Genomic DNA, 22,131 nt, shown 5'->3' with positions numbered 1-22,131 from the left:
CCGGTTCAATACCTATTCAACGATCATAAAGCGCCCTTCAAAAGGCTCTAAACTAATAGTAAATCTGCCATTTTCACTTTGTATGACTTCGTCAGAGATTAAGTCCTTCAATGCCCCCGAGACACCCAGTTGACTCTCTGTGTAACTTAAAGATTGGAGTTCATTACCAATATTCAGAGCAAAAACAATCTGTTCATCGCCTGACTGTTTTACATCGACGTACTTATCATCTGCTGATTCAATGTTGTTTCTAGAGCCACTGGATAAAGCAGGGTATGCCTCTCGCAAATCCATCAGCGTAGCAACGTACTGTTTTAGATCCGCTTGGTTGCTATCTAATGTAACGGTCACACCTTCAATTTTCGCACTGCTTCGAGCGACGTGATCATCACAAACCCCGCGAATTGCGCAGGTATTGTTATCCTCTTTCTCAGCAAAGCCATCCACTTGATCGCCAATCTCATCGCCATAATAGAGTGTGATTGGACCGGTGTATGCTGCCTGGAATGCAAATGCGGCTTTATGACGTAACCAATATTCTTCATCACTTGGATCGGCAATGTTGCCACGCTGTAGCAGGTCACCAAAACGCACTAAGTCATGATTGCCGATCATCAAATTTGGCTGAGCGTGAGAAGGGTATGCCTGGTGAGTCGTAAAGCCATTATCTAGCCAATCAGCGTTCCTTCCGCCTACACTACTTTCATTAACCGCAAGCGTTTCGACGATCCGATAGCGCATGGGGAAATCAAAAGCGGAACATAGCGCTGGGGTGTCTTTTGAGCCATAACCTGTTTCCGCGATATCGTCCTCACCTTTCCATATTTCAGCCACCATGTAGCCTAGTGGATTGACCTCTTGACCTAAATTATTGGTGTAGGTGACGCTCTGCGAAGCTTCATCAATCGCCTTACGTATTTGTGCCCATGATTCAGTCGGAACTTGATAGGCTTGATCGAGTCGCCAGCCATCAATCTTGAGCTCCTTGATCCAGTATGTGGCGACCTCTTTATAGAAATCTAAACTCTCAGGATAACTGACTGGGTTACTCTCCCCTGTCGGTAGTCGACCCGATGGTGAAGGCTTAATTAAACCATTTTTGTGGTGTCCAAATACCCCATCGAAAAAGACATACAGACCACGAGCATGCGCTTCTTCTACAAGCTCTCTTGCGGTGTCTAGATCACCAAACCTTGGGTCTACTTTGAAATAATCCGTGGCAAAATAACCAGTTGCATCAAGACGGTCTGCCCAATGGTCTTGACCATCTAGCGCTTCAGAGTGAAATATTGGAGTAAGCCATATCGCATTAACACCCAAGGATTGAATATAGTCGAGAGAATCTATGATGCCTTGTAAATCACCATTGTGATGACTTGTTCCATAACCCGTGCCATGCCCTATAGAGTCATCACCGCTCACAAAGCTTTCCACCATGATTTGATATGTTCTGAGTTGATTACTGGTCTCTACCACCTCAGTAGAACAAGCATAAGCCTCAACGACCTCTTCGTTACCTCCACTACCAGAGGACCCTCCACAAGCTTGCAGAGCCCCAAAAATAGCCACTGCGAGTAATGATTGGGTTACTTTTTTATTCATGAAAACTCCTTTTTTGAACAAAAAAAGGGAAGCTCGCAGGCTTCCCAAATATCTCATAAAGTAAGACTTAAAAATGAATTACTTGCTGTTTACTGCTTTTACGAAGGCTTCTTGGGCGCCTTCTACATTGAGAGCTTTCGCTTCATCTAATAGAGCTAGAGCTTTATCTAACATGCCTGCGTTAACGGCACTCTCGATACTAGTGATGTAGAATTGCTGTTGTTCCACCGATAGTGTCGTTTCATTTGAGTCAACAACGGCAACTGTCGGAACACTGGTTTTACTATCTAACTCAGCTTGCTTCTCACGTTGTTCGAGTTCGCGCTTGAATTCCTGATGAGCAGTGTCTGAACTGCCAACAACCAGTGGCTCATCAACAATGACTGCATCATCGACAGAGGCCACTATTGTCATCTCACCATACGGGGAGTGCGGAATAATAGGGTTTGGCACATCGGGCGGGTAATTGCCGCGAGCAATAGCATCGAGTTTTACTGGATGTAAAACCTCAGAGTCACCTTCAATCAACTCTGGCGTTGTATAAATAAGCAGTTTTACTCGCTGCTTACCAACAGGTTGTACTGTAACTTCAGATACTAATCGATCCCCTTCCAAGCCGTAAGCATGCTTGTACTCAAAATCATCAGTACCAAAAGCCTTTAGAATTTGGTTTTGTTCGTTTAGAAGAAGCGCATTGGGGTAGAATACTGACTTTTTAAAATGACTAACGATTTGTAGGTCAAGTTCCTTACCTTGTGTGTCTATATCAAATGCGGCTATGTAGCTCTTTCCTTCCGGAAGAACAAACTTTTGATTTGATTCATCGATTGAGAAGTTAATACGCTTTGTTGGTTCAACTTCTAACCACTTAACTTGAGAGTAGTTTTCCGCAACTCGCTCAACGTTCGTTGAATCAAAAACAACCGTTTCTGTTGTCGTACAACCCAGCAAAGCCATGCTGATCGCGCAACCTAAGACTAATTGTTTCATTCGCACCTCATTCTCTGATGAAAAAAGCCGACTTAACATAAGTCGGCTTGATTTATGGACTTATTAAATTTAGGAGCTTAGCTTACCACCAAGCTTCTGCTTGAATACCTACACTGAACTCAGTGTCGTTACCAGTACCAAACGCGTTGTCATTTTCGTGATCCATGAAGTATGAACCGTAGATACGGATTTCAGGACGAGCCCAGAAGCTTGAACCAGCAGACCATGCTTGAGCAACCGTTAGCTTAGAGCCAGCTGAGTCTTCAGTTGTACCACTTTGCTTAACTTCATCAGCGAAGTAACCCGCTTCGAAGATTGTCTTCATGTGGTCATCCCACTTGTACACTGGACGAACAACTGCATTGTACGCTGTGATGTCGCCATCAGCAGTATCTGAAGCTTGTGAGTACATTACAGTGTGACCAACTTCCCAAGATTCGCCGAAGCCAGTTACACCCCAGTTGATGATACGGAAGCCGTCTGCATCATTGTTGTCTTCACCACGGTTGTACCAACCGCCGCCACCGTATGTAGCCATTTGCTTACCGTACGCTTTAGTACCGTACTGTAGAACTGTTTGGTTGAAGCCGTTTGATAGACCTTGACCAATAACTGCTGTCAATAACAAACCATCGTCAGCACCTAACTTTTGATCTTGCATTTCATTCGCAAAATCGTAAGCAAGAGCTAGTTCTAGGTTAGCACCATCCCATAGATCGATTCCTGCGTAACGAGCATCAAACGTGTAACCGTTAACTGCTCCACCTTCGAAATCCTCTGCATCATCATGCATAATTGCAAGAGACAGTTTACCAGGGCCTACTGATAGGTTTTCAATACCACCACCAGCACCACCTGATGTATCTAGGAAGTAGAAGTCAGTGATGTGGATATCTTTACGTTGGTAGTAACGCTGACCTGCCCATAGAACTGCATCTTTGTCACTAAATAGGCCTTTCGCTTGAATGTTCATCACACGTAGTGCATTCGCGTTGCCTTCCCAGTTGTTGTTACCGTCTTGCCCGTAAGCAACTAGAGACTCTAGTTTGAAGCTTACATCGCCTTGTTGGTAAAGCTCTGCATTCAAGCCAAGCTCTGCGTATAGATCTTTCTCGTTACCTAGACGACCAACTTTAGCTTTGTTGTATTCAACGTTTTCACCGTTATCACCACTTAGACCAACGCCAGCACGCATGTAACCGTGGAAATCAACAGCAGCAGCAGAAGCGCCAGCAGATAGCGTCATAGCAACAGCAGCAGCAATTACACTTACTTTTTTCATTATTAACTCCGTTTAGGTTTTTTATTCTTTTCCTCTCTCATCAACCTAAAAGGCAGAAATAGGTGTAACTGAAAAGAGAGGTAAGATGGGAGAGCACTCTTTGGTGCATTCCCCGTTTTGTTTCAACGGTGTCTAGATTAAGCGCGATAGCCTAGGTTGACTTCCTCCACCCCCATTTAATTTAGGGGGGATGAGAAGGGATGAGAAAATGGGGCGTACGCCTTTATTTTCGGTTAGATCACAAAACTAAGGGGGAGGAGCAGAGGCATTGATCACAAGTCGAAATAGAAAGTGTTAGACAGATCAATATTTCATAAAAAAGACAATGTCTGACTTAAGTAAAATAAAAGTCAATTTAAATCAGAAAGTGGCTCTTGCATTTATATGGACAAAGTTTTCTACTATTAGTTCACATGGATGCACAAAAAAACGACGATAAAATGACCAATAGACGACCTGTACCACTACAACTTGGTGCTAGCCTTGATGATTCTGGATGCCTTTTTGCTATCCACGCACCAAACCAACCCTATTTGAAGTTGGCGTTGTTCAATGAAAACAACACATTTAAAACCTATACACTCGAGTCCGATTGCTTGGGTATTCAATCTGCCTATATTGAAGGCGTAAAAGCAGGCCAACGTTACGGCTATATTGGCCGTGTCGATAGCAAACCACATTTTATATCTGACCCTTATGCCAAAGCCTTAGAGGGTCAAGCCATCTACCCTCGCCCATTTGATTCAGAAAACAGCTTCTATTTACCGAAATGTCTGGTTGTTGATGATAGCTTCGATTGGCAAGAGACAGACCACCCCTATATTCCTCGTGAAGAGACGATTCTGTTTGAAACGCATGTCAAAGGCCTCACTAAGCGCAATGCCTTTGTCGATGAAAAAGATCAAGGCACCTATCTCGGTCTCGTTAGCCCAACCATGCTGGAGTTTTACAAGCAGCAAAACATCAATACGATTCAGCTACTGCCGATTGCCGCCTGTCTGGATGAGCCACACCTAGAACCGCTAGAGAAGGTAAATTATTGGGGCTATAACCCGTATGTGTTTATGGCACCGGATCCGCGTTTTGCCCGAGAGGATGCAGTCACTGAGCTTAAAACCGCAGTACGTGAGCTGCACCGCAACGGTATTGAGGTCATTTTAGATGTGGTTTATAACCACACGGCAGAAGGGGGGGATGGCGGCGCTGTGCTCAACCTGAAAGCCCTCGATCCTCGCTATTACCTGATGCATGATCACCACTTTGTCAACTACACCGGTTGTGGCAACACGGTTGATCTTGATTACCAACCTTCTTTAAATCTTGTCATGGATACACTGCGTCACTGGGTGACAGAATACAAGATTGATGGTTTCCGCTTTGATCTTGCCGCGACATTGGGGCGCAACGGTGATCAATTTAATCGAAAAGCGGCATTTTTCCGCGCGGTGGCACAAGATCCTGTACTGAGTAAGATCAAGTTGATCGCCGAACCTTGGGATATCGGCCCGAATGGCTATCAAGTCGGTCAATTCCCGCTAGGTTGGAACGAATGTAATGACAAACTGCGTGATATTACCCGAAGCTTCTGGCGTGGTGATCACGGTTATTTAAAAGAGTTTGCGACACGACTCATGGGCTCTCGTGACCTCTATAGCGCAGCGAGCTGGCCATACAACCTGACCGTCAACTACATCACTTACCATGATGGCTTCACCATGCAAGACTTAGTGTCGTACAAGCACAAGCATAACCAAGCAAATGGTGAGGATAACCGCGACGGCCATGGCGATAATCGCTCAGAGAACTACGGTATTGAAGGACCAACGGCAAATCATACGATTAGTGAGATACGTGAAAAGCAAAAGCGCAACTTCATGACAAGTCTGTTATTTGCTTTTGGTATCCCACATATTCTGACGGCCGATGTCCTGTCCCATACCCAACAGGGCAACAATAACGCCTATTGCCAAGATAATGACATTAGCTGGCTTGATTGGACGATGGATGAACGCAAAACCGCTTTCAAGGAGTGGTTATCGAACATGCTGACGGCACGCCTGAAGTATATGGTGCCATTTGTCAAAGCATTCAGCGGGCCAACACGCAACCTCAATCGTGTTTACTGGCGTAAAGTCGGCGGTGAAGCGATGTCACATGATGATTGGAATCAGCTGAGCTCGGTGGCGATGCACATGGGCATTGGCAAACACGGGAATGAGTTGTTGTACTGTATCAACCAAACCAATGCACCTGCGCGCTTCTCTTTACCTACCGACAGAGACCAGACTTGGAAAATGATCTGTAACACTGATTCTCACGAACTACATCGCAGTATCGATGAGAGGCAGGTGCTCGTCGAGCCTTGCTCGATTGCGATCTTCCATTTCGAAGCAAAATGATCTTCACGATCTCACGCTAAGGGCAGCCATCGCTGCCCTTTCTTTTACCCTATCCTGTGCCATTTACCTATTGATAACAAAACCATCGCCTTATTTTGGGTTGCGCATAAAGTGTGATCCAGCTAACATTCTGATTACTATAAAACCTAAAAGCCTGTAACAAAGTTGAGACTCATTGGGTGTTCGAGGGTGACTGTACCCTCAGGATATTTTGTAACAGAGCGAAAACGTCAGTTAGAGCAAGGAATGGCTTTACCAAAATTACTTATTCGTTTCTTACCACCTGCAATTCTTCTGCTCAGTGGTGGGCTATTTTATTCCGCTTATCAACAAATTCAGTTAACTGAACGGCAAGCGTATCAAGAATCAAAACGCAACCTGCAAATAGCCGAAGAGATTGTTGATTCGCAACTCAATTCGGCAATAAGCAAACTCTACATGCTTGCCAACGTGCAAGGTCAGCAAGCGATCTACGAACTTGGCCAAGCCATTTTAGATAAGCATATTGCCTATACCGATATTATGCTGGTTGCTCGTGATGGCTCTGGTTATCTCTCGATCAACGATAGAAAACACCATCCTATGCCTAATGCGGATTTAAGTTGGTTAGCCGTCAATCAGCTCACTCAACCGTTTTGGCTCTCCTCTATCTATCAAACACACGCGGGTCGCTGGGCTTTTGCTCTCAAATATCAGAATGATCAACATAAGGACTCTGATATTTGGGTGCAGTTTGATCTACAGTTTACTGCATCTCGCTTAGAATCACTTAAAACACTGAGTAATGGCTATCTGTTTATCGTGGAAGAAAAGTCGGGGTTAGTGGTGATTCACCCCGACTCCACACGAATTGGGACACGCTCTGTCAGTTATCAATCGGGAGTCGCTGACCGAGTTGCAAAAGGCGAAAGCGCTGGCCAACATGAGTATTACTACAAAAGCCAATTCAAAGTAACCGAGTTTGACCTCAATGAACAAACGGGCTGGGTATATGTCTCAGGGACGGATCGACAAGAGATCTTGGCGGCATCCTATCAATTTACCTTAGCCGGAATTGTATTGCTGGTATTAGTCCTCTCTGGTACTGCCAGAAGCTATTTATTGAGCCAACTCAACCAAGAGCTGAAAATGCTCTCTACCCAGCGCGATCTCAATGGATTCAAGCAAGCACTGAAGTCTCTGTTTGATCGATTTGTTTATCACCAAGGGCTGGCGTTTTGCATCTACGATAGCCACCATCACCAGTTTCAGAGTTTGGATTATCACGGAAATTTGCTCAACGTTATCCAGGATAAAGGATTAGCAGCAAAATTACGGCGCCGACCAATCCGTTTTTTAACACCCAGTTCGGCTGACAAAGTGGCTCGCGCTCAGAAACTCACACGCAGGCATTATGTCATTCCACTCTCCGGGTCAGAGTCTTTGCTTGGCGTTATCTATTTGCAAACTACACTTCCTCTTCCTTACACGCTGCTGTGTACGATTCAACGCTATTGTGAGGTCTCTTTGTGCAATCTATTCCTTGAGCAGAAGCTCAAGAGTAAGGATGTGATGACGCAGCTTGATAATAAACTGACAATCAGAGAGAAGATCAACGAGCACCTGACTCTGCCTCACGCCTACTTTGCCCTGTTAGATATTGATCACTTCAAGCACATTAACGATGTTCATGGACATCAATGTGGCGATAAAGTCATCATCCAAACCGCGCAGCTTATGGAGCGCTGTTTTCCAAAGCCAGGCACAATTAGTCTTGCTCGTTACGGTGGAGAAGAGTTTTGTATCTTATTCACTGCAAACAACGAACACGATGCCTACGACCAATGTGAACTGCTAAGGCAACGGATTGAGCAGTCTCCTTTGCTAATTAAAGAGCAAAGCGTACCCTATACCGTCAGTATTGGTATCACACAGATTCGAGATAGCCAACACATCACCATCGGCCGTGCTGATAAAGCCCTCTATCAAGCAAAAGGGCTTGGCCGTAACCAGGTCGTCCTCAATACCTTCAAGTGACGCATATGAGCCACTTTGGTGGCTCGTCCCTCCAATTTGCCCCAAGCGGCGTAAATCTGTACAATTGCCGCTTTTTTCACAATTACCTAAGCAAGCAACACTTTAAAGTTATCGATAGTTAACGACATTTAGCCAACGATAACCCAAAAATAGCTATATTTAAGCGAACTTATTAAATGTATCCAAAATTTACAGCGATATACAAATCGTAACGCGATTCTCTCAATTAAAGTGTCGGCTTGCCTGGTTCCAAGGATGGTACCTTTTTTACCTAAGGATATTCACATCTCATTCATCAATTGAGTGAGCTAAACATCAGGAGACACTATGCCTCAGGGTTTAATGCTATCTGACTTAGCCATCGCCGGCGCTCTACTCGTAGTCGCCAAGCTGCTACGCGTCCACATTACATTACTACAAAAGATCTACATCCCCTCAGCCGTGTTGGCTGGGTTGATGGGGCTCGCATTTGGCCCTGCTGGGTTTGATGTGCTTCCATGGACCGATACGTTTACAGCCAATGCAGGTCTTTTGACTGCCGCACTTTTCTCTGCACTTGGCCTAGCAACGGATGTCCCATCACCAAAAACCGTTGCGCAGCGCGCTGGCTCGCTTTGGGCATTCAACCAGATAGCCTCTGTGTCTCAATGGCTCTTTGCCGCTATGCTTGGCTGGTTAGTCACTTCTCTATTTTGGCCAGAAATAAACGCAGGATTGGGCGTCACTATGTCGGCGGGCTTTATGGGCGGTCATGGCACCTCAGCGGTTGTCGGTGATATCTTTGGCTCACTAGGCTGGGAAGATGCGTTCTCAATCAGCTTAACCTTCGCCACAGTCGGCATTTTTCTCTCTATCGGAATTGGCATGCTTATCCTGCAAGTCGCCTTAAAGCTGGGTTGGATAAAGAGCTTCACCAGTTTCAATAATATGGACGACTACGAGCGAAAAGGTTTAGTTAAGCCTTCAGAACAGCAACCTGTTATGAAAGATACGATGTCGTCGCTATCGGTGGATGCCTTTGCGATTCATGCTGCTCTAGTGGTCATCGTAACCGCTTTCTCGTATGTCTCTGCGGACTACCTTTCTTCGTTCCACGATAAGGTTCAAATCCCAACCTTTGTCACTGGTTTTCTTGGCGGTATGCTGATTCGTATTATTGCTCAGCAAACCAAAGCTTCGAAGTATCTGTGTGATGGTGCGTTTAACCATGCTTCAGGCATGAGTACCGACTACTTGATTGTCTTTGGTATTTCGTCAATCAAGATCACGGTTCTCGCCAACTACCTGGCACCTATGATTGTACTGGCGTTGGGTGGCGTGCTATTCACATTATGGTTGGTGCTCTGGGTTGCTCCACGTATCCTCGGAGAGAACTGGTTTGAAAAAGGCATCTTCTCTTGGGGTTGGCTGACGGGCACTGTTGCTATGGGGATCGCACTGCTGCGTATTGTCGACCCGAATATGCGCAGTAAAGTGCTCGATGACTATGCCATTGCTTATGTTCCTGGCTCAATCACAGATATCTTTATCATCTCACTGATGCCTTTCGCTATGTATCATGGCATGCAGTGGCAGGCTTTAGGTGTTGGACTCACCTATATCGCACTCGTGCTCTTTATTTGGCGTTTTGTGTTTAATCGCACATCAAAAACTGCAACACAATAATACTCATGAGGGAGGCACTAAGCCTCCCTCACTACTTTGTATCGTCTACTCATCCTTCCTTTTTTCATGAACCTGCACCTTCATGAGACTTCGGTATATACTTACGTCATTACATAAGTCACTAATAAATTAAACGAAAACCCACATGCTTAATCGTACTTGGCTTAGTACCTTCAAAACGCTGGTTGAAGTCGGCCACTTCACTCAAACGGCAGAAAAACTTTTTATGACCCAACCCGGGGTTAGCCAACATGTCAGTAAACTTGAGCAAGCCTGTGGTCATCCGCTTCTCACCCGATATCAAAAGCGCTTCGATCTGACTGAACAAGGTCGTTTGATGTATCAGTATGCCTGCCAAATTGAGCAACAAGAAAGCGATCTTGCAGAAGCGATGCAACTCGACTCACCACATATTGGTGAATGTAAACTCGCCTGCTCCGGCGCTATTGCTTTGTATCTTTACCCTAAGTTGCTCGATCTACAAAGCCGCCATCCGCAGCTGCAACTTCCCGTGGAGGCAGCACCAAACACAAGCATTCTTTCTGGCGTGCACGAAGGGCGATTAGATTTTGGTATCGTGACCACGATTGATCACCCTGAGTTGTATACGATAGCGCCGCTTGGTGATGAAGAGTTGTGCCTCATCTTGCCCAAGTCTCTCGCAATGAGCGGCTTAAGCTTCGATGATCTCAACCGAGTTGGTTTGATTGCCCACCCCGATGCCGAGCGCTATCTGAACCTGTATTTCTCTCAATGCGGTGAATCAGAGTTAGAACAGCTCAATGCCGATGCGTTCTATCGCTCTGGTTATATGAACCAAATCCATCAAATTCTATTACCAGTGTCAAAAGGACTAGGTTTTACGATTTTGGCGCAAGCAGCCATTGAAAGCAGTGAGTTTAGAGAGGATCTCGTGGTTTATCAGCCAAGCAAGCCCGTCAAGCTGCCACTGTCACTGGTTCATAAAGCTCAAAGACAGCTGCCAGCTCGAAAACGTTTGGTGAGAGACTACATCATTGAGCAGTTTGTGTCGGAGTAATTGCAACGTTTACATTGTAAATTGCTAACGACGAAGGCAGGAAGTACAGCCACGACATGCCGAACGTGTGTGTGTATCAAGCTGACCACGATGAATTTTGCAGAACGCGCCACGTAATGCTCTTCTTGCCTCAAACCAATCTTGCGGTTTTTGCAGTAGCAGATAACCGTTAAAGCGTTTGATAATTTCGATTTGATGTTGAACGAGAAACTGACGGTTAACGTCTACCTCAAAATACTCAAACAAGGCTTCGATGTTGGGAATTGAAGCCAGTTTATTTTGAAGTTCGCTAAAGCTCATCGCATCTTACTCGTTAGTTAACGTGTGCCGATCTTACCCTAAATCACCCTATTTTGGTGTCGATTATGTAACGGTTACATAATTTGACTCATTATTGATACTTTCGCACCGTCTTTTTCATCGATTTGTTTGAAGCGGTTTGACTCTTTTCCAACCTCACATATACCTACCAATGTGACATAAATCACAAATACCCCTAATTTATATGAAGCCTTGCTTCAAAACAAAAGGACAATAAAAATGAAAATTCTGATCACAACTCTACTTTTTGCTGTTTCGACGCTCTCCTTCGCCTCTTCGATGTCCGGTAGCACATCTCGAACGCCACCACCTGCACCTTGTTATGTGTCAGGAGAATACGTCGGAACAATGCCGATAACTGACTGTCTGCGCCAAGATGGGTCGCCATACAAAGATAGATAACTATTTTCCGAGCCAACCTGCAGGTTGGCTCTCACCTAATCCGGACTGTATGGAAGAAACACTTCCGCGAGCATACATCGGACACTGCCCCCGCCAATGGTTTCAATGGTAGTGACATCAAAAGGTAACAACTTTCCATGGGCTTTTAGCTGGGATTTTTGAACAGGCGTCAAGGCATCAAACGCACTTTGTGACATAGCAATAAACTTGTCCCCTTGCTGACTCTCAAGCTGTAAAATGTTGCCACAAAACTGCCCCATTTGTGCCTCGGTAATCGAAATTACTTGTTTGGTTTTCGCCAATGTTTTCTGCACTAAGCGACGTTCAAACTCAGGAATAACCTCATCACAAATAACAGCAAACCCCTCCCCTACAGACATCATGACATTAGTGTGGTAAACCGATGCTCCGGAACTTAACTTAGTGGCAAATGCCACTACCTCGTATCCAATCGTCGTTGCGTATGCATCTAGTACGGCTCTGTCACACCTTAAAGATAAGGCTGCATAGATGCGCTTTCCGATATGATCCATCACCATCACGCCAGTACTTTCTAGATACTTACCCTTTTCTAACCATTGGGTGAAATCTTGAGTGTTTCTGACGGGTCGGTTCGATTTTGCAAGCAGGTCGCTTAAGGCGTCAACACGGACTTCTGCCTGTCGATTGCAACAGGCCATAGGAAATGTTGTGAGCGTGCCACCGGGTTGTGTATTGAACCAATTGTTGGGAAAAACTGCGTCAGGGGTTTTGCTCGCTCCTGGATGGTAATCGAACTCAATCACATCGATTCCTTGGCTACGCAGCCCCTCAACCATGGTGTTGAACTCGTCCATGACTCGTTGTGTGAGTTCTGCAGGTGTTAGCTGTAAGGATGTTTGAAATTCATTATCAGCAGCCGTTTCTTGATTAAACTGAAACTCTTTAGGTGGCACCATCACGACACAGTTAGCATTTTGCTGTGACAATATCGTCGATTTAACTCGCGGGTTTAGTTGCATAATCCATCTCACTAAGTAACGACTTTTGTCGCTTTTCCTTTTTATTCGCCAATTGTAATCAGCATGTTACGAATAAAGTTTCTGTTTTAATCTCAGATTAGCGTCGTACACAGTCATTTTTCCTTCAATATAATGAAAATACAGTAAACATTTTTAGAAAAGCCCGACTATGACAACATCAGTCATGACGCCTATCTACTTTGAATCTCGATTAGAAAGTTGGGGTTCAATCTGTAATCGGTATATGATGGATACAACTGTTTACACTTAAATAACCTTAGTGATGTCAACTCATTAAGTGTTCTTTGAGTATGACTGCTCTATGAACCAAAGGGACGATCAATCACCATCGAATCACCTTATCGTGCTTTCTCTTCCTTTGGGAATCTCTAGTTCGCGCTCTTTAAGCCAGGAATAATTATGTTTAATAGATTTGAAGGGTTTACCAAGCCCTTTCCTGATAAGTCTCCACAGCCGCCACCGAGCGGCATTTTTGCCTTTTGTCGTCATTACACGCGTGGTTTTGAAATTCCGCTATTAGTAATGTCTCTGATGTCCCTGATCGTGGCTGTGGTTGAAGTTTCTCTGTTTGGTGCAATGGGTAACTTGGTCGATTGGCTATCAAACAGCGACCCTGCGACTTTTTGGCAGGACAATCAGAGTCAGCTATTGGGCTATGCATTTTTGCTACTCATTGTGATGCCCATCTTGATGATCATTTACTCGTTGTTAGTACACCAAACTCTACTGGGTAACTACCCAATGTCGATCCGTTGGTTGGCACACCGCTACTTACTCAAGCAAAGCGTCACCTTCTACCAAGATGATTTTGCGGGTCGAGTCGCGACCAAGGTGATGCAAACCTCCCTTGCAGTTAGAGAAACGGTGATGAAGACCATGGACGTTTTTGTTTATGTCAGCGTCTATTTCACCTCGATTGTAGTGCTTCTCGCGCAGGCTGACATTAGACTGATGATCCCGATGCTGCTGTGGCTCGCATCCTATATTTCAATTCAGCTCTACTATGTGCCGAAACTGAAGCGAGTTGCCTCTGATCAAGCTGATGCACGCTCTACGATGACTGGGCGAATCGTGGATAGCTACACTAACATTGCCACAGTAAAGCTTTTCTCACACACAGATCGAGAAACTGAATACGCCAAACACGGCATGCAAGGTTTTCTAAAAACCGTCTATCGTCAAATGCGCTTGGTAACTCAGTTCGATGTGCTGGTGGAAATTACCAACTATCTACTGGTCTTCTCCATTGGTGCCATCTCCATTTACCTGTGGACGCATAATGCGATCAGTGTGGGTTCTATCGCGATCGCAATCGCTCTTGCGCTTCGAATTAACGGCATGTCCAAGTGGATCATGTGGGAGGTAAGCTCACTGTTTGAAAATATGGGCACAGTAGTGGATGGCATGAAAACCTTGTCTAAGCCGATCTCAATTCAAGACACGCCAAAGGCACTGCCACTTAACGTGGAAAAAGGAGCGATAAACTTTGAGAACGTCAGCTTTCATTATGGTGAGAATAAGGGCGTCATTAATCACCTTAATCTGAATATCAAGCCAGGAGAAAAAGTCGGGCTGGTGGGACGCTCTGGTGCGGGCAAGTCTACGCTGGTTAATCTATTACTACGCTTCCACGATGTCGAGGCTGGTCAAATCAAGATCGATGGCCAAGTCATCTCTGACGTAACACAGGATTCATTGCGAGCAAACATCGGTATGGTGACGCAGGATACCTCTCTTTTGCATCGCTCAATCAGAGACAACATTCTATACAGCAACCCAAATGCTACCGAAGAGGATCTTCTCAAAGCAACGACACAAGCGCATGCCGATGAATTTATTCAAACCCTGACAGACCCATTCGGCAACGTAGGCTACGATGCACAAGTCGGTGAACGGGGGGTAAAATTGTCTGGTGGTCAGCGTCAGCGTATCGCGATCTCGCGTGTGCTTTTAAAAAACGCCCCAATTTTGGTGCTTGATGAAGCGACATCGGCACTCGACTCTGAAGTCGAAGCGGCAATTCAAGAGAGTCTTGATGAGCTGATGATTGGAAAAACCGTGATTGCTATTGCTCACCGTCTCTCAACAATTGCAGCTATGGATCGTTTGATTGTTCTCGACAAAGGAGAGATTGTTGAGCAGGGTTCGCATCAGGAGCTGCTCGCGCATGGCGGTATTTATGCGCACCTCTGGGCTCACCAAACAGGTGGCTTCATTGGTACCGATGAGGAACTGGAAAAAAGTAACGACTAATTCAAATCAATGCAATGAGTGACTAAAAGTTAAAGGGCCTTTGCTAGGTTAAAACTTCTCGAAGTTTAATCATAGCAAGGGCCCTTTTTACAGTGTAAATAAGCATTATTGGTTTGAAGTATACGGCGCTTTAACGATCACTTTAAGCGCATCCCCTTCTGAAAGATCATTAGCGGATTCCAGCCCGTTTAATATTTCCACGCCTCGGTTTCTCATGGGGGAATTTGAACGCTCAAGCAATTTGGCCACATCCTCGCCTTTTTGTACGGTCACCACTTTCAGCTCTCGCTGGTAAATAGCATCGCGCTGCTGCTGAGAAATGGGTTTGAAGCTGAAAGCGCTCTCGCTAGCAAGAACAACCGTATCCGCTGATGTCACGCTCATAAGCTGATAAGTCGCATCTTCAACATCGAGCCAATACTGATCTAAATAAACAGGCTTCCCACCTTTACTGTCTCGTATCTGCGCATGATATGTGTCACTTCCCCACTCATTCTCATACTGTGAGATATCGACCTTGTAATCAAAGTGCTGCTGCATATAGCTCGAAAACTGTTGAGACATCTGTTCGGCATTGTAATCTGCACTCACACGCGTTAAAGCAATCATTCCTGTCTGGGACTCATTCCCTGCTGCTACCACATTTGGCAGATTGACCTTCTGCCACTCGCTAGGAAATTGCATGCTAAAACCAAGCAGAGGATGCAAGAAATCATCTCCGACAAATACACCTTTATCTGGATTGTTGCCAATGAGCAATCCATTAAGACGCCTAACAAATCTATCGTCAGTAGCAGGTGCGTATTGATTCGTAAATTGAGCAGCCCACAGATTGACATGCTCCACACGTTCTGGCGTGTATGGGTGGCTATCAAAATAACTTTTTTGTGTTTCTTGCTGAGTTGTAAATTCAACTGCCGTGTTGAGACGAGTTAATATTAGCCCCATCGAATACGGGTTATAGCCTGCTTTGACCGCCAGTTTTACGCCAAGCTCGTCAGATTGCGTTTCGTGTCCGCGACTGTAACTTGCCATAAACAAGCCGCTACTGATCGCGATTGGAGCGTTGATCAGAGCGCCAAGGTCCTCGCTAATCACACTGCCCACGATATTGCCTGGTACTTGGCTCAAACTTGGCAGGATGCTGCGCTTCATCTGTTGTACTGAATGACGCTCAGTAACATGGATGATTTCGTGGGCCAAGACACATGCCAGCTCATCCTCATTGTTCATCAGTGCGAGTAAGCCACGAGAGATGTAGATATAACCTCCGGGCAGAGCAAAAGCATTGGGGGTGGTATCATCAACGATATGAAATGAAAACGTAAATTCTGGTTCGTCTAAATGAGCGACAAGCTTCTGCCCTACGTTATCGACATACGAATCTAGCTGGTGTTTTTGATAAAGGCCCATTTGCGCAGCAACGACTTGAGAGTTTTGCTCTCCAATCGACTTGTCATATTCAAGGCTGACACTGCACCCTACAAGCGAGCCTGAAAAAGCAATAGCAACAACGGTTTTTGTGTTCATTCTATTTCCAACGAATATCATCAATACACGTTCCCTGATTCTTATCATAAGAATACAACAACGCCCCTAAGCCACACATACAACCAGCGACATCAGTCGATTACTGCCCGAGCAGGAACTAATCACAATATCGTTAGTCTATATAGAGAAGTCAGTCACTCATTAACAAGTCTCTGAGTTACCGCTGATATTGGCGCGGGTCGCGCGGCTTAATATAGGTTTCTCTAATCTGTCACATAAGCGTCAAAATGGCGAGCAATTATAGATAGCTAATGAAGGTGTAGAGTGTGTGCTTTAGCCAAGTAAACGAAGCATGCATGACAAAACCGTGAGCTAAATCGCGGACAATCCCTGTAATTACGATTAAATTCGAAGTGTAAATAAATTCGATGCTCAATAGAAAGTATGGGCATCACCCGTTTCAGGAGGAAGCAATGAAGAAAATGAGACGTGCTCAGCTACATCGCATTCGTATTCAATACTGGAAAGACTGCGCTAAAGGCGTCAGCAACAATAAGAATTAATTTTCTTTACGCAACAAAAAACGCCCATTAGGGCGTTTTTTAGTTTAGACCAAGGTCATCCATCAAATTTCATCGCTAAACAAAGAGCGACGCTTTATCTGGTACTGGTCAAAACTGAAAATGCTCGCTCCATGCTCTTTCGACGTTGTCACTCTTTCATCACCAAACTGTATTGTGACGTAAGGATAAACTTTAGATTTCACTTCTACGGTATTATTTTCAAGCTTATCTTCAAACTCCAAAACGTGTAGCTCCAGCGCATTTTTCGTTGCCACTAAGTTGTTATCCACTTCAAGCTTGAACTGCTCAAGTGCCTTACTTTCATCTTCTGTGCGCTCAGCTTTAGGTATCTTCTTGAAAGCCATCTCTTTGCGAATAACCTCCATTGTTTTTTCTTGCGCGCGTTTGTATTCCTCTTTAAGCGACTCGGTTCGCTCTTTTTGCTGATGGTAATTATTGAATGCTTTCACTAGAGTGGGTGTGTTGCCCTCTACACCCAAATTAACGCACACAAGTTTGTTCCCAATATCAAGAGCACCGCCCCCAACGGTACCCTGGCGCTCAGTTCTATCAACCACAACCAAATCGTTGCCTGTAACAATATCGCTGTTCAAACAATGAATCTGTAACCTGATATCTTGCTTGGCTGTGACATCGCTGAACTGTACGTAGTGAGCATGAATTGAACCACCACTGGTGATACTACAACTTTTCGCCTCACCCTCTGATACGTTGTGTCCAATGATTCCTTTGCCAATGGTGACATCGCCTCCAGCATCAATAATTGCCGACTCAACAAAGCCACCAACAATGAGGTTGCCTGTCACCTTTACTCGCATGTCCGACTCTATATTGCCTGAGACGATCACGCTGCCATTAAACTCAACGTGCCCAGACTCAACACCAATGGCTGCTAGCTTCATGACATCATCAACTTCGACAGAAGACTCTCTTACCAAGGGTAAGCCCGCCTGACTAGCCACCAGTATGTCTGGATGACTTTTACTAAGTTGAGAGCCTTTACTCGCTTTAAGCTCAGTATTCTTGCCTGGTTTTGGTTGAATGATTTCACCCAGTACAGTTATACCCGGCCTCCCAGGTGTTGCGGGCTCTCTCTTCATTAAAGGCTGGCCAACTTCAACGGTTAAGGTAGCTCCTCGGTCATGCATATCAATTTTGCCAAGAGCATCGTTTGCTGCTTTTTCTGTTTTGGCTGTGTTGAGTAAAGAAGTAAACTTGGCATCTTTACCATTGATAGGTAGCCTTCCTTGAGCAATGGGTTGGGTGACTACCTCTCCGGGTTTTAGTTGCGCGCTCTTTAACAGTAACTTTTTAAGTGCGATCTTGTTGATGCCCTTTTTGATACCGGCAGATTGAATCACCTCTATCATCTTTTGTGGGTTTAAAGGCTCACCACCAAAAGCGCCTGTACACACCAAGCTCGCAACCTGAGCATCTTGAGTGATTGAGACTTCCAACGCTGCATCTATACGGCGCGCAACAGTGATACCAGCTCGGGCCTCTTTCTTGTCTTCCTTAGCGAAATTTATGAAGCTTTGCACGCCTGTCTCGTCAACATACAGCGTGTTTGCGTTAATCCCACTAAGGGCATCGTCAAGCCCCTGCTGGCTGAAGCTAGCAGGCACTCCCATAGAGTCATCAGGGAGTTTAGCCACGACTTGAGATTTATCACTAGTCCAACTGAGATATTCTGTCCACATACATCCGAGCATAGTCCATATAATTAGTACTTAGATATTAATCATTTATTGATTTGATATACATATCACTAATTGAAAAGTCAGCACTACGTCACGCGATAGAAACACAGGGAGTATAGAACGATGTTCGGTCAGTCGTAAATTTACACTGTAAAAGCGATATACGAGACCACTCAAGAATTAAGTGGGAATGAAAGGATAAGCATGAATTTGAATTCATCGAGAGTTTACAGTGTAAACGCAACATTTACACTGTAAATAGAGGGGTAACTAAAGAGACTCTAATATCGTAGCGACATCAACTCGAAGCCTATTTTCAAGTTGCTTACGGCCCGTCAGCGCATAATGGTTGCAACACTGTTCGACAGACATTCGACATAAAACAAACGACAACAGGAAGTCAGAGCAAGACTTGAGTTGGCTTTGAGAAAGAGAAAAAATCAAATCGTGAATCAGGAACGACGTCGACTCAACATTTGAACCGCCGAGCGTAAACCGTTCGAGCAGATTGAGATCGGTTGTAGACAGAGAATCTGACGTACCAGGGAGTAATACTCGAACCAATTGCGGAGATAACAACTCACCTTTATCGATTAACCAATGTGGAAGATGTCGAGCGAAACTATTCGTGACGACTTCACAACCCACTAACTCTTTGACCATTATCAGAGAATAGCTGCCACTTGATGAGTCACGCTGCGAACCTAACTTAACGGGAGTGAAGCCATTCTGCAGCCAAAATGTGACTAACTCAGGCGTCATGCCAAAACTGGTAGAGATGAAACTCGCATCCGTTACCCTACTCAATTTATCAAGCATTACCCCTCCGAAACCATTTCCCTGCCAATCTGGATGAACCGCTATACGCATAATTCGCTCGCTGCGATGCGTCGCTGCATTTGAGACGCCCAAGTGATTAATGAGTGATGACACGACCAACTGCCCTTTTGGTCGTCGCTTGCCGAGGGCGATATCGCTGATCAAAGTTTCGGATAGCCTCCCCTCTTCGACGGTGAGCATACAACCTACAATTTGTTTTCCGGAAACGAGTGAATAGAGATGGGTATTGCTATCAGACAACAGACCAAACAGGTCATTGGGTGATGTCTGGTAATGAGCACTAACGAGCAGAGCAAAGGCTTCTTTCAATCGCTGACTGTCAGCAATCAAATCCGACTTATGGTGTTTAACCAGTCGCATATCTTGTCGATGGTTATCGAGCTCGACACGATCAAGCTCAGCATCCAACAAGAAACTATCAAACACCCACGCCTCGAGCGGGTCTTGCTTTGCCCAACGGATGGGCTGAGTTAGGTGTATCTCTCGCATGCCAGAGCGATACTCTCGAAGCCAAGCAAGAAACTTAAGCGTGAAGCCTCGGCCAGAACCTTCATAACCATGTACTGTGCTTGAAAACACGATTCGATGAAACTTAGAGGCCATCGTTTGTAGCAATGGAAGTGGAATCGCAGCAGCTTCATCAACTAAAACCAGATCAAATGACTCTTGCGTTCTAAGTAACTCATCAGGGGCAATAAACTTCAAACTCGAAGCTTCAAAATGCAGTTCGCCCTTTGCATGACAAGCTGCATTGAGAACTCTACCGAGAACTCTTTCGAGAACTCTTTCGGCATGTTGGAAAACGGGTTGTACTGACTTTTGCAAAGGCGCTGTCACCGCTATATTGATACAGCGTTTAGACATCAGTTCTGCTGCTGCAATACCTAACGCACTACTCTTTCCGCGCCCTCTATCTGCGGTGAGAACTAACGGACGCTTTCTGTGCCCCTCACTAACCTTCACAATTGCCTGCACTGCGCTTTGCTGCTCGTTGAAAGGTGCAGGCAAAGCCTTGGTCTGAGGCGTGTGCTCGCAAAACTCACTATCAAAATTAGAATGACTGACTAAAACAAGTTTATGAAGGCAGCGCTCTAACCAAACATCAGCAAAGTTATTAGGATCGGGTTTCCAAGGTTTCACGATGAGAACACCGCCCCCTACAATGGCACCTAGCGCTGCAGTAAAACTATTAGCATCAAAACCATCCACCATGTCTACCACTAAAACATCGAGCTCTTGTCCAAGCAGTTGCTCGCCTTTTTTATACGGAATACACGGTGCGTTCTGTGAAACTTTACCGCCTAAGTAGGCAACATTCGGGTCGTTGTACTGTGCAATACAAGATTGAACAAAAGCATCAACACCGACGTAATCCGCTTGCAAATAAAAGCCGCGACGATGATTAGTGCCTTGTAGCTGTGAGATGATGGCCTGAATCTGTGAGATAGACTGTGACATGTTTATGGGACTTTGAGTAAACCTAACTGAAGTTTACCTCAAGCCGAACACAAAAAAAGCCGCGAATGCGGCTTTATAACGAATGAATAGCGTTGAACTAAAATTTACTTTCGATGAATGCGAGAATTTCGTTCAGTGTCTCTTCGTCGACTTTCTTCATGTTCAAAGAAACGGCATTGCCTTTGCGCGAGTAGGATACCTTACCCTTCACTAAATCGACTTTCTTCGTGGCCGGTTTTTGTGTTGGATTTAGCTCAGAAATCCAGTTTTCGATGGTTTCTGACACCTCTTTTGTTAGGCGAGCAACCCCTTGCGCTTCGCTGCGCTGCCATACTTGTTGGCCATCAGAATGGCATTTTGCCAATAGTTGACTCTGCTGATCGCTGCCCATTTCATTGAACTGTTTATGCAGTTTAACAATGGTCGGGCGACCAAGCTCAGCAACGTTTGGATACGCCTGTAACAGCTCTAGTGGTAAATCAGCCGCCTTCAGTGCACCACTCACTAAAGCCTCGCTGCATTGAAAGATTTTGGCCAAAGCTTTCTGGTCTTCTGCTTCCCCACTATCAAGCTTCGCTTGCATCTCTTTACCTTTCTCATACAAAGAGAGCGGTTTGTGTGCGTTTGCTACGTCTGACAGAAACTTAGCATGCTGCTCATTAATGCCTTCAGCAACATAAACAAGGAACTCTTTTTCAGCCAAGATACACGACATGCGTCGACGGCTGCCATCAAGAACTTCAATCAGGCCTTGTGCATTTCGACGACCTACAGCAGGGTATTGCTGCCCGCGTTCACGCAGTGTCGTCAATACATCCGAAAGCGCATGCTCGTTTAAGAAAGATTGCTCACGTGCATTTTCAGAAAATACCACTGTTTGAGCCTCTACCTCTGTCGCTGGAATACGAATCAGCTCAAAGGAAATCAGCTCTTCTCCTGCAACCGAAAGCTCAATCACTTGAGCCTGCTCTTTAGCGGCAGCTTGTGCTTCTTGTGGCGTAGTTGCACGGCGTTTATTTGCTTTACCGAACAGCTTTGCGTTGAGATCTGAGGTTTTAATCGCCATG

General features: G+C 45.2%; 15 protein-coding genes. 6 read left to right on the top strand and 9 right to left on the bottom strand.

Features of this window, described 5'->3' with window-relative positions:
* Positions 1-12: 12 nt before the first annotated feature.
* The 3 genes from GT360_RS20810 to lamB all read right to left on the bottom strand — a co-directional run bounded on the left by GT360_RS20810 (position 13) and on the right by lamB (position 3,874).
* A complete protein-coding gene (locus GT360_RS20810; RefSeq protein ID WP_164650844.1) occupies positions 13-1,602 on the bottom strand; it encodes an alpha-amylase family glycosyl hydrolase in 1,590 nt (529 codons plus the stop codon).
* Between the two features lie 78 nt (positions 1,603-1,680).
* The gene (locus tag GT360_RS20805; RefSeq protein WP_164650843.1) at positions 1,681-2,592 is read right to left on the bottom strand and encodes a MalM family protein; all 912 of its coding nucleotides are present in this window, start codon (positions 2,590-2,592) and stop codon (positions 1,681-1,683) included.
* Positions 2,593-2,674: 82 nt separating this feature from the next.
* Complete coding sequence (gene lamB, locus GT360_RS20800; protein ID WP_164650842.1) at positions 2,675-3,874, bottom strand: maltoporin LamB; 1,200 nt, start codon at positions 3,872-3,874, stop codon at positions 2,675-2,677.
* 440 nt (positions 3,875-4,314) lie between these two features.
* Between lamB and glgX the strand changes: the two genes are divergently transcribed.
* The 4 genes from glgX (at position 4,315) to GT360_RS20780 (ending at position 10,993) form a co-directional block, all read left to right on the top strand.
* Positions 4,315-6,273, top strand: a complete 1,959-nt coding sequence (gene glgX / locus GT360_RS20795) for a glycogen debranching protein GlgX (protein ID WP_164650841.1) — start codon at positions 4,315-4,317, stop codon at positions 6,271-6,273.
* A 246-nt stretch (positions 6,274-6,519) separates the two neighbouring features.
* On the top strand, positions 6,520-8,289 hold the full coding sequence (locus GT360_RS20790) for a sensor domain-containing diguanylate cyclase (protein WP_164650840.1): 1,770 nt from the start codon (positions 6,520-6,522) through the stop codon (positions 8,287-8,289).
* Between the two features lie 327 nt (positions 8,290-8,616).
* Positions 8,617-9,954 (top strand): sodium/glutamate symporter, encoded by a 1,338-nt coding sequence (locus tag GT360_RS20785; protein ID WP_164650839.1) that lies wholly within the window; start codon positions 8,617-8,619, stop codon positions 9,952-9,954.
* Positions 9,955-10,099: 145 nt separating this feature from the next.
* Positions 10,100-10,993 (top strand): LysR family transcriptional regulator, encoded by an 894-nt coding sequence (locus GT360_RS20780; RefSeq protein WP_164650838.1) that lies wholly within the window; start codon positions 10,100-10,102, stop codon positions 10,991-10,993.
* Positions 10,994-11,017: 24 nt separating this feature from the next.
* On the opposite strand, the gene GT360_RS20775 is transcribed toward GT360_RS20780, so the two are convergent.
* Positions 11,018-11,293: a nitrogenase-stabilizing/protective protein NifW gene (locus tag GT360_RS20775; protein ID WP_164650837.1), complete on the bottom strand. Its 276-nt coding sequence runs from the start codon at positions 11,291-11,293 to the stop codon at positions 11,018-11,020.
* A 240-nt stretch (positions 11,294-11,533) separates the two neighbouring features.
* Between GT360_RS20775 and GT360_RS20770 the strand changes: the two genes are divergently transcribed.
* Complete coding sequence (locus GT360_RS20770; RefSeq protein ID WP_164649680.1) at positions 11,534-11,716, top strand: hypothetical protein; 183 nt, start codon at positions 11,534-11,536, stop codon at positions 11,714-11,716.
* A gap of 35 nt (positions 11,717-11,751) precedes the next feature.
* Here the strand turns inward: GT360_RS20770 and GT360_RS20765 are convergent, their stop codons facing one another.
* Positions 11,752-12,717: an arginine deiminase-related protein gene (locus GT360_RS20765; protein ID WP_164650836.1), complete on the bottom strand. Its 966-nt coding sequence runs from the start codon at positions 12,715-12,717 to the stop codon at positions 11,752-11,754.
* A gap of 420 nt (positions 12,718-13,137) precedes the next feature.
* On the opposite strand from GT360_RS20765, the gene GT360_RS20760 reads away from it, so the two are divergent.
* Positions 13,138-14,991, top strand: a complete 1,854-nt coding sequence (locus tag GT360_RS20760) for an ABC transporter ATP-binding protein (protein WP_164650835.1) — start codon at positions 13,138-13,140, stop codon at positions 14,989-14,991.
* A gap of 105 nt (positions 14,992-15,096) precedes the next feature.
* Here GT360_RS20760 and GT360_RS20755 read toward each other — a convergent pair whose 3' ends face one another.
* From GT360_RS20755 to GT360_RS20740, 4 genes are all read right to left on the bottom strand, one after another.
* Complete coding sequence (locus GT360_RS20755) at positions 15,097-16,521, bottom strand: M48 family metalloprotease (protein ID WP_164650834.1); 1,425 nt, start codon at positions 16,519-16,521, stop codon at positions 15,097-15,099.
* A gap of 586 nt (positions 16,522-17,107) precedes the next feature.
* Positions 17,108-18,766, bottom strand: a complete 1,659-nt coding sequence (locus GT360_RS20750; RefSeq protein WP_164650833.1) for a DUF342 domain-containing protein — start codon at positions 18,764-18,766, stop codon at positions 17,108-17,110.
* Between the two features lie 270 nt (positions 18,767-19,036).
* Complete coding sequence (locus tag GT360_RS20745; RefSeq protein ID WP_164650832.1) at positions 19,037-21,064, bottom strand: tRNA(Met) cytidine acetyltransferase TmcA; 2,028 nt, start codon at positions 21,062-21,064, stop codon at positions 19,037-19,039.
* Between the two features lie 97 nt (positions 21,065-21,161).
* Positions 21,162-22,130 carry a ParB/RepB/Spo0J family partition protein gene (locus tag GT360_RS20740; RefSeq protein ID WP_164650831.1) on the bottom strand — a complete coding sequence of 323 codons (969 nt, stop codon included), beginning with the start codon at positions 22,128-22,130 and terminating at the stop codon, positions 21,162-21,164.
* Between the last annotated feature and the right edge of the window lies 1 nt (position 22,131).

Origin of the sequence: Vibrio astriarenae, from assembly GCF_010587385.1 — a bacterium.
Taxonomy (GTDB): domain Bacteria; phylum Pseudomonadota; class Gammaproteobacteria; order Enterobacterales; family Vibrionaceae; genus Vibrio; species Vibrio astriarenae.
The sequence above is the reverse complement of the archived record's forward strand: the minus strand, read 5'-3'. Positions and strand labels throughout refer to the sequence as shown.

Coding starts and splice junctions, on each gene's coding strand:
- GT360_RS20745 (WP_164650832.1), bottom strand. CDS start 21,064: ATGTCACAGTCTATCTCACAGATTCAGGCCATCATCTCACAGCTACAA.
- GT360_RS20805 (WP_164650843.1), bottom strand. CDS start 2,592: ATGAAACAATTAGTCTTAGGTTGCGCGATCAGCATGGCTTTGCTGGGT.
- GT360_RS20770 (WP_164649680.1), top strand. CDS start 11,534: ATGAAAATTCTGATCACAACTCTACTTTTTGCTGTTTCGACGCTCTCC.
- GT360_RS20740 (WP_164650831.1), bottom strand. CDS start 22,130: ATGGCGATTAAAACCTCAGATCTCAACGCAAAGCTGTTCGGTAAAGCA.
- GT360_RS20755 (WP_164650834.1), bottom strand. CDS start 16,521: ATGAACACAAAAACCGTTGTTGCTATTGCTTTTTCAGGCTCGCTTGTA.
- GT360_RS20760 (WP_164650835.1), top strand. CDS start 13,138: ATGTTTAATAGATTTGAAGGGTTTACCAAGCCCTTTCCTGATAAGTCT.
- lamB (WP_164650842.1), bottom strand. CDS start 3,874: ATGAAAAAAGTAAGTGTAATTGCTGCTGCTGTTGCTATGACGCTATCT.
- GT360_RS20790 (WP_164650840.1), top strand. CDS start 6,520: ATGGCTTTACCAAAATTACTTATTCGTTTCTTACCACCTGCAATTCTT.
- GT360_RS20810 (WP_164650844.1), bottom strand. CDS start 1,602: ATGAATAAAAAAGTAACCCAATCATTACTCGCAGTGGCTATTTTTGGG.
- GT360_RS20775 (WP_164650837.1), bottom strand. CDS start 11,293: ATGAGCTTTAGCGAACTTCAAAATAAACTGGCTTCAATTCCCAACATC.
- GT360_RS20765 (WP_164650836.1), bottom strand. CDS start 12,717: ATGCAACTAAACCCGCGAGTTAAATCGACGATATTGTCACAGCAAAAT.
- GT360_RS20785 (WP_164650839.1), top strand. CDS start 8,617: ATGCCTCAGGGTTTAATGCTATCTGACTTAGCCATCGCCGGCGCTCTA.
- GT360_RS20780 (WP_164650838.1), top strand. CDS start 10,100: ATGCTTAATCGTACTTGGCTTAGTACCTTCAAAACGCTGGTTGAAGTC.
- GT360_RS20750 (WP_164650833.1), bottom strand. CDS start 18,766: ATGTGGACAGAATATCTCAGTTGGACTAGTGATAAATCTCAAGTCGTG.
- glgX (WP_164650841.1), top strand. CDS start 4,315: ATGACCAATAGACGACCTGTACCACTACAACTTGGTGCTAGCCTTGAT.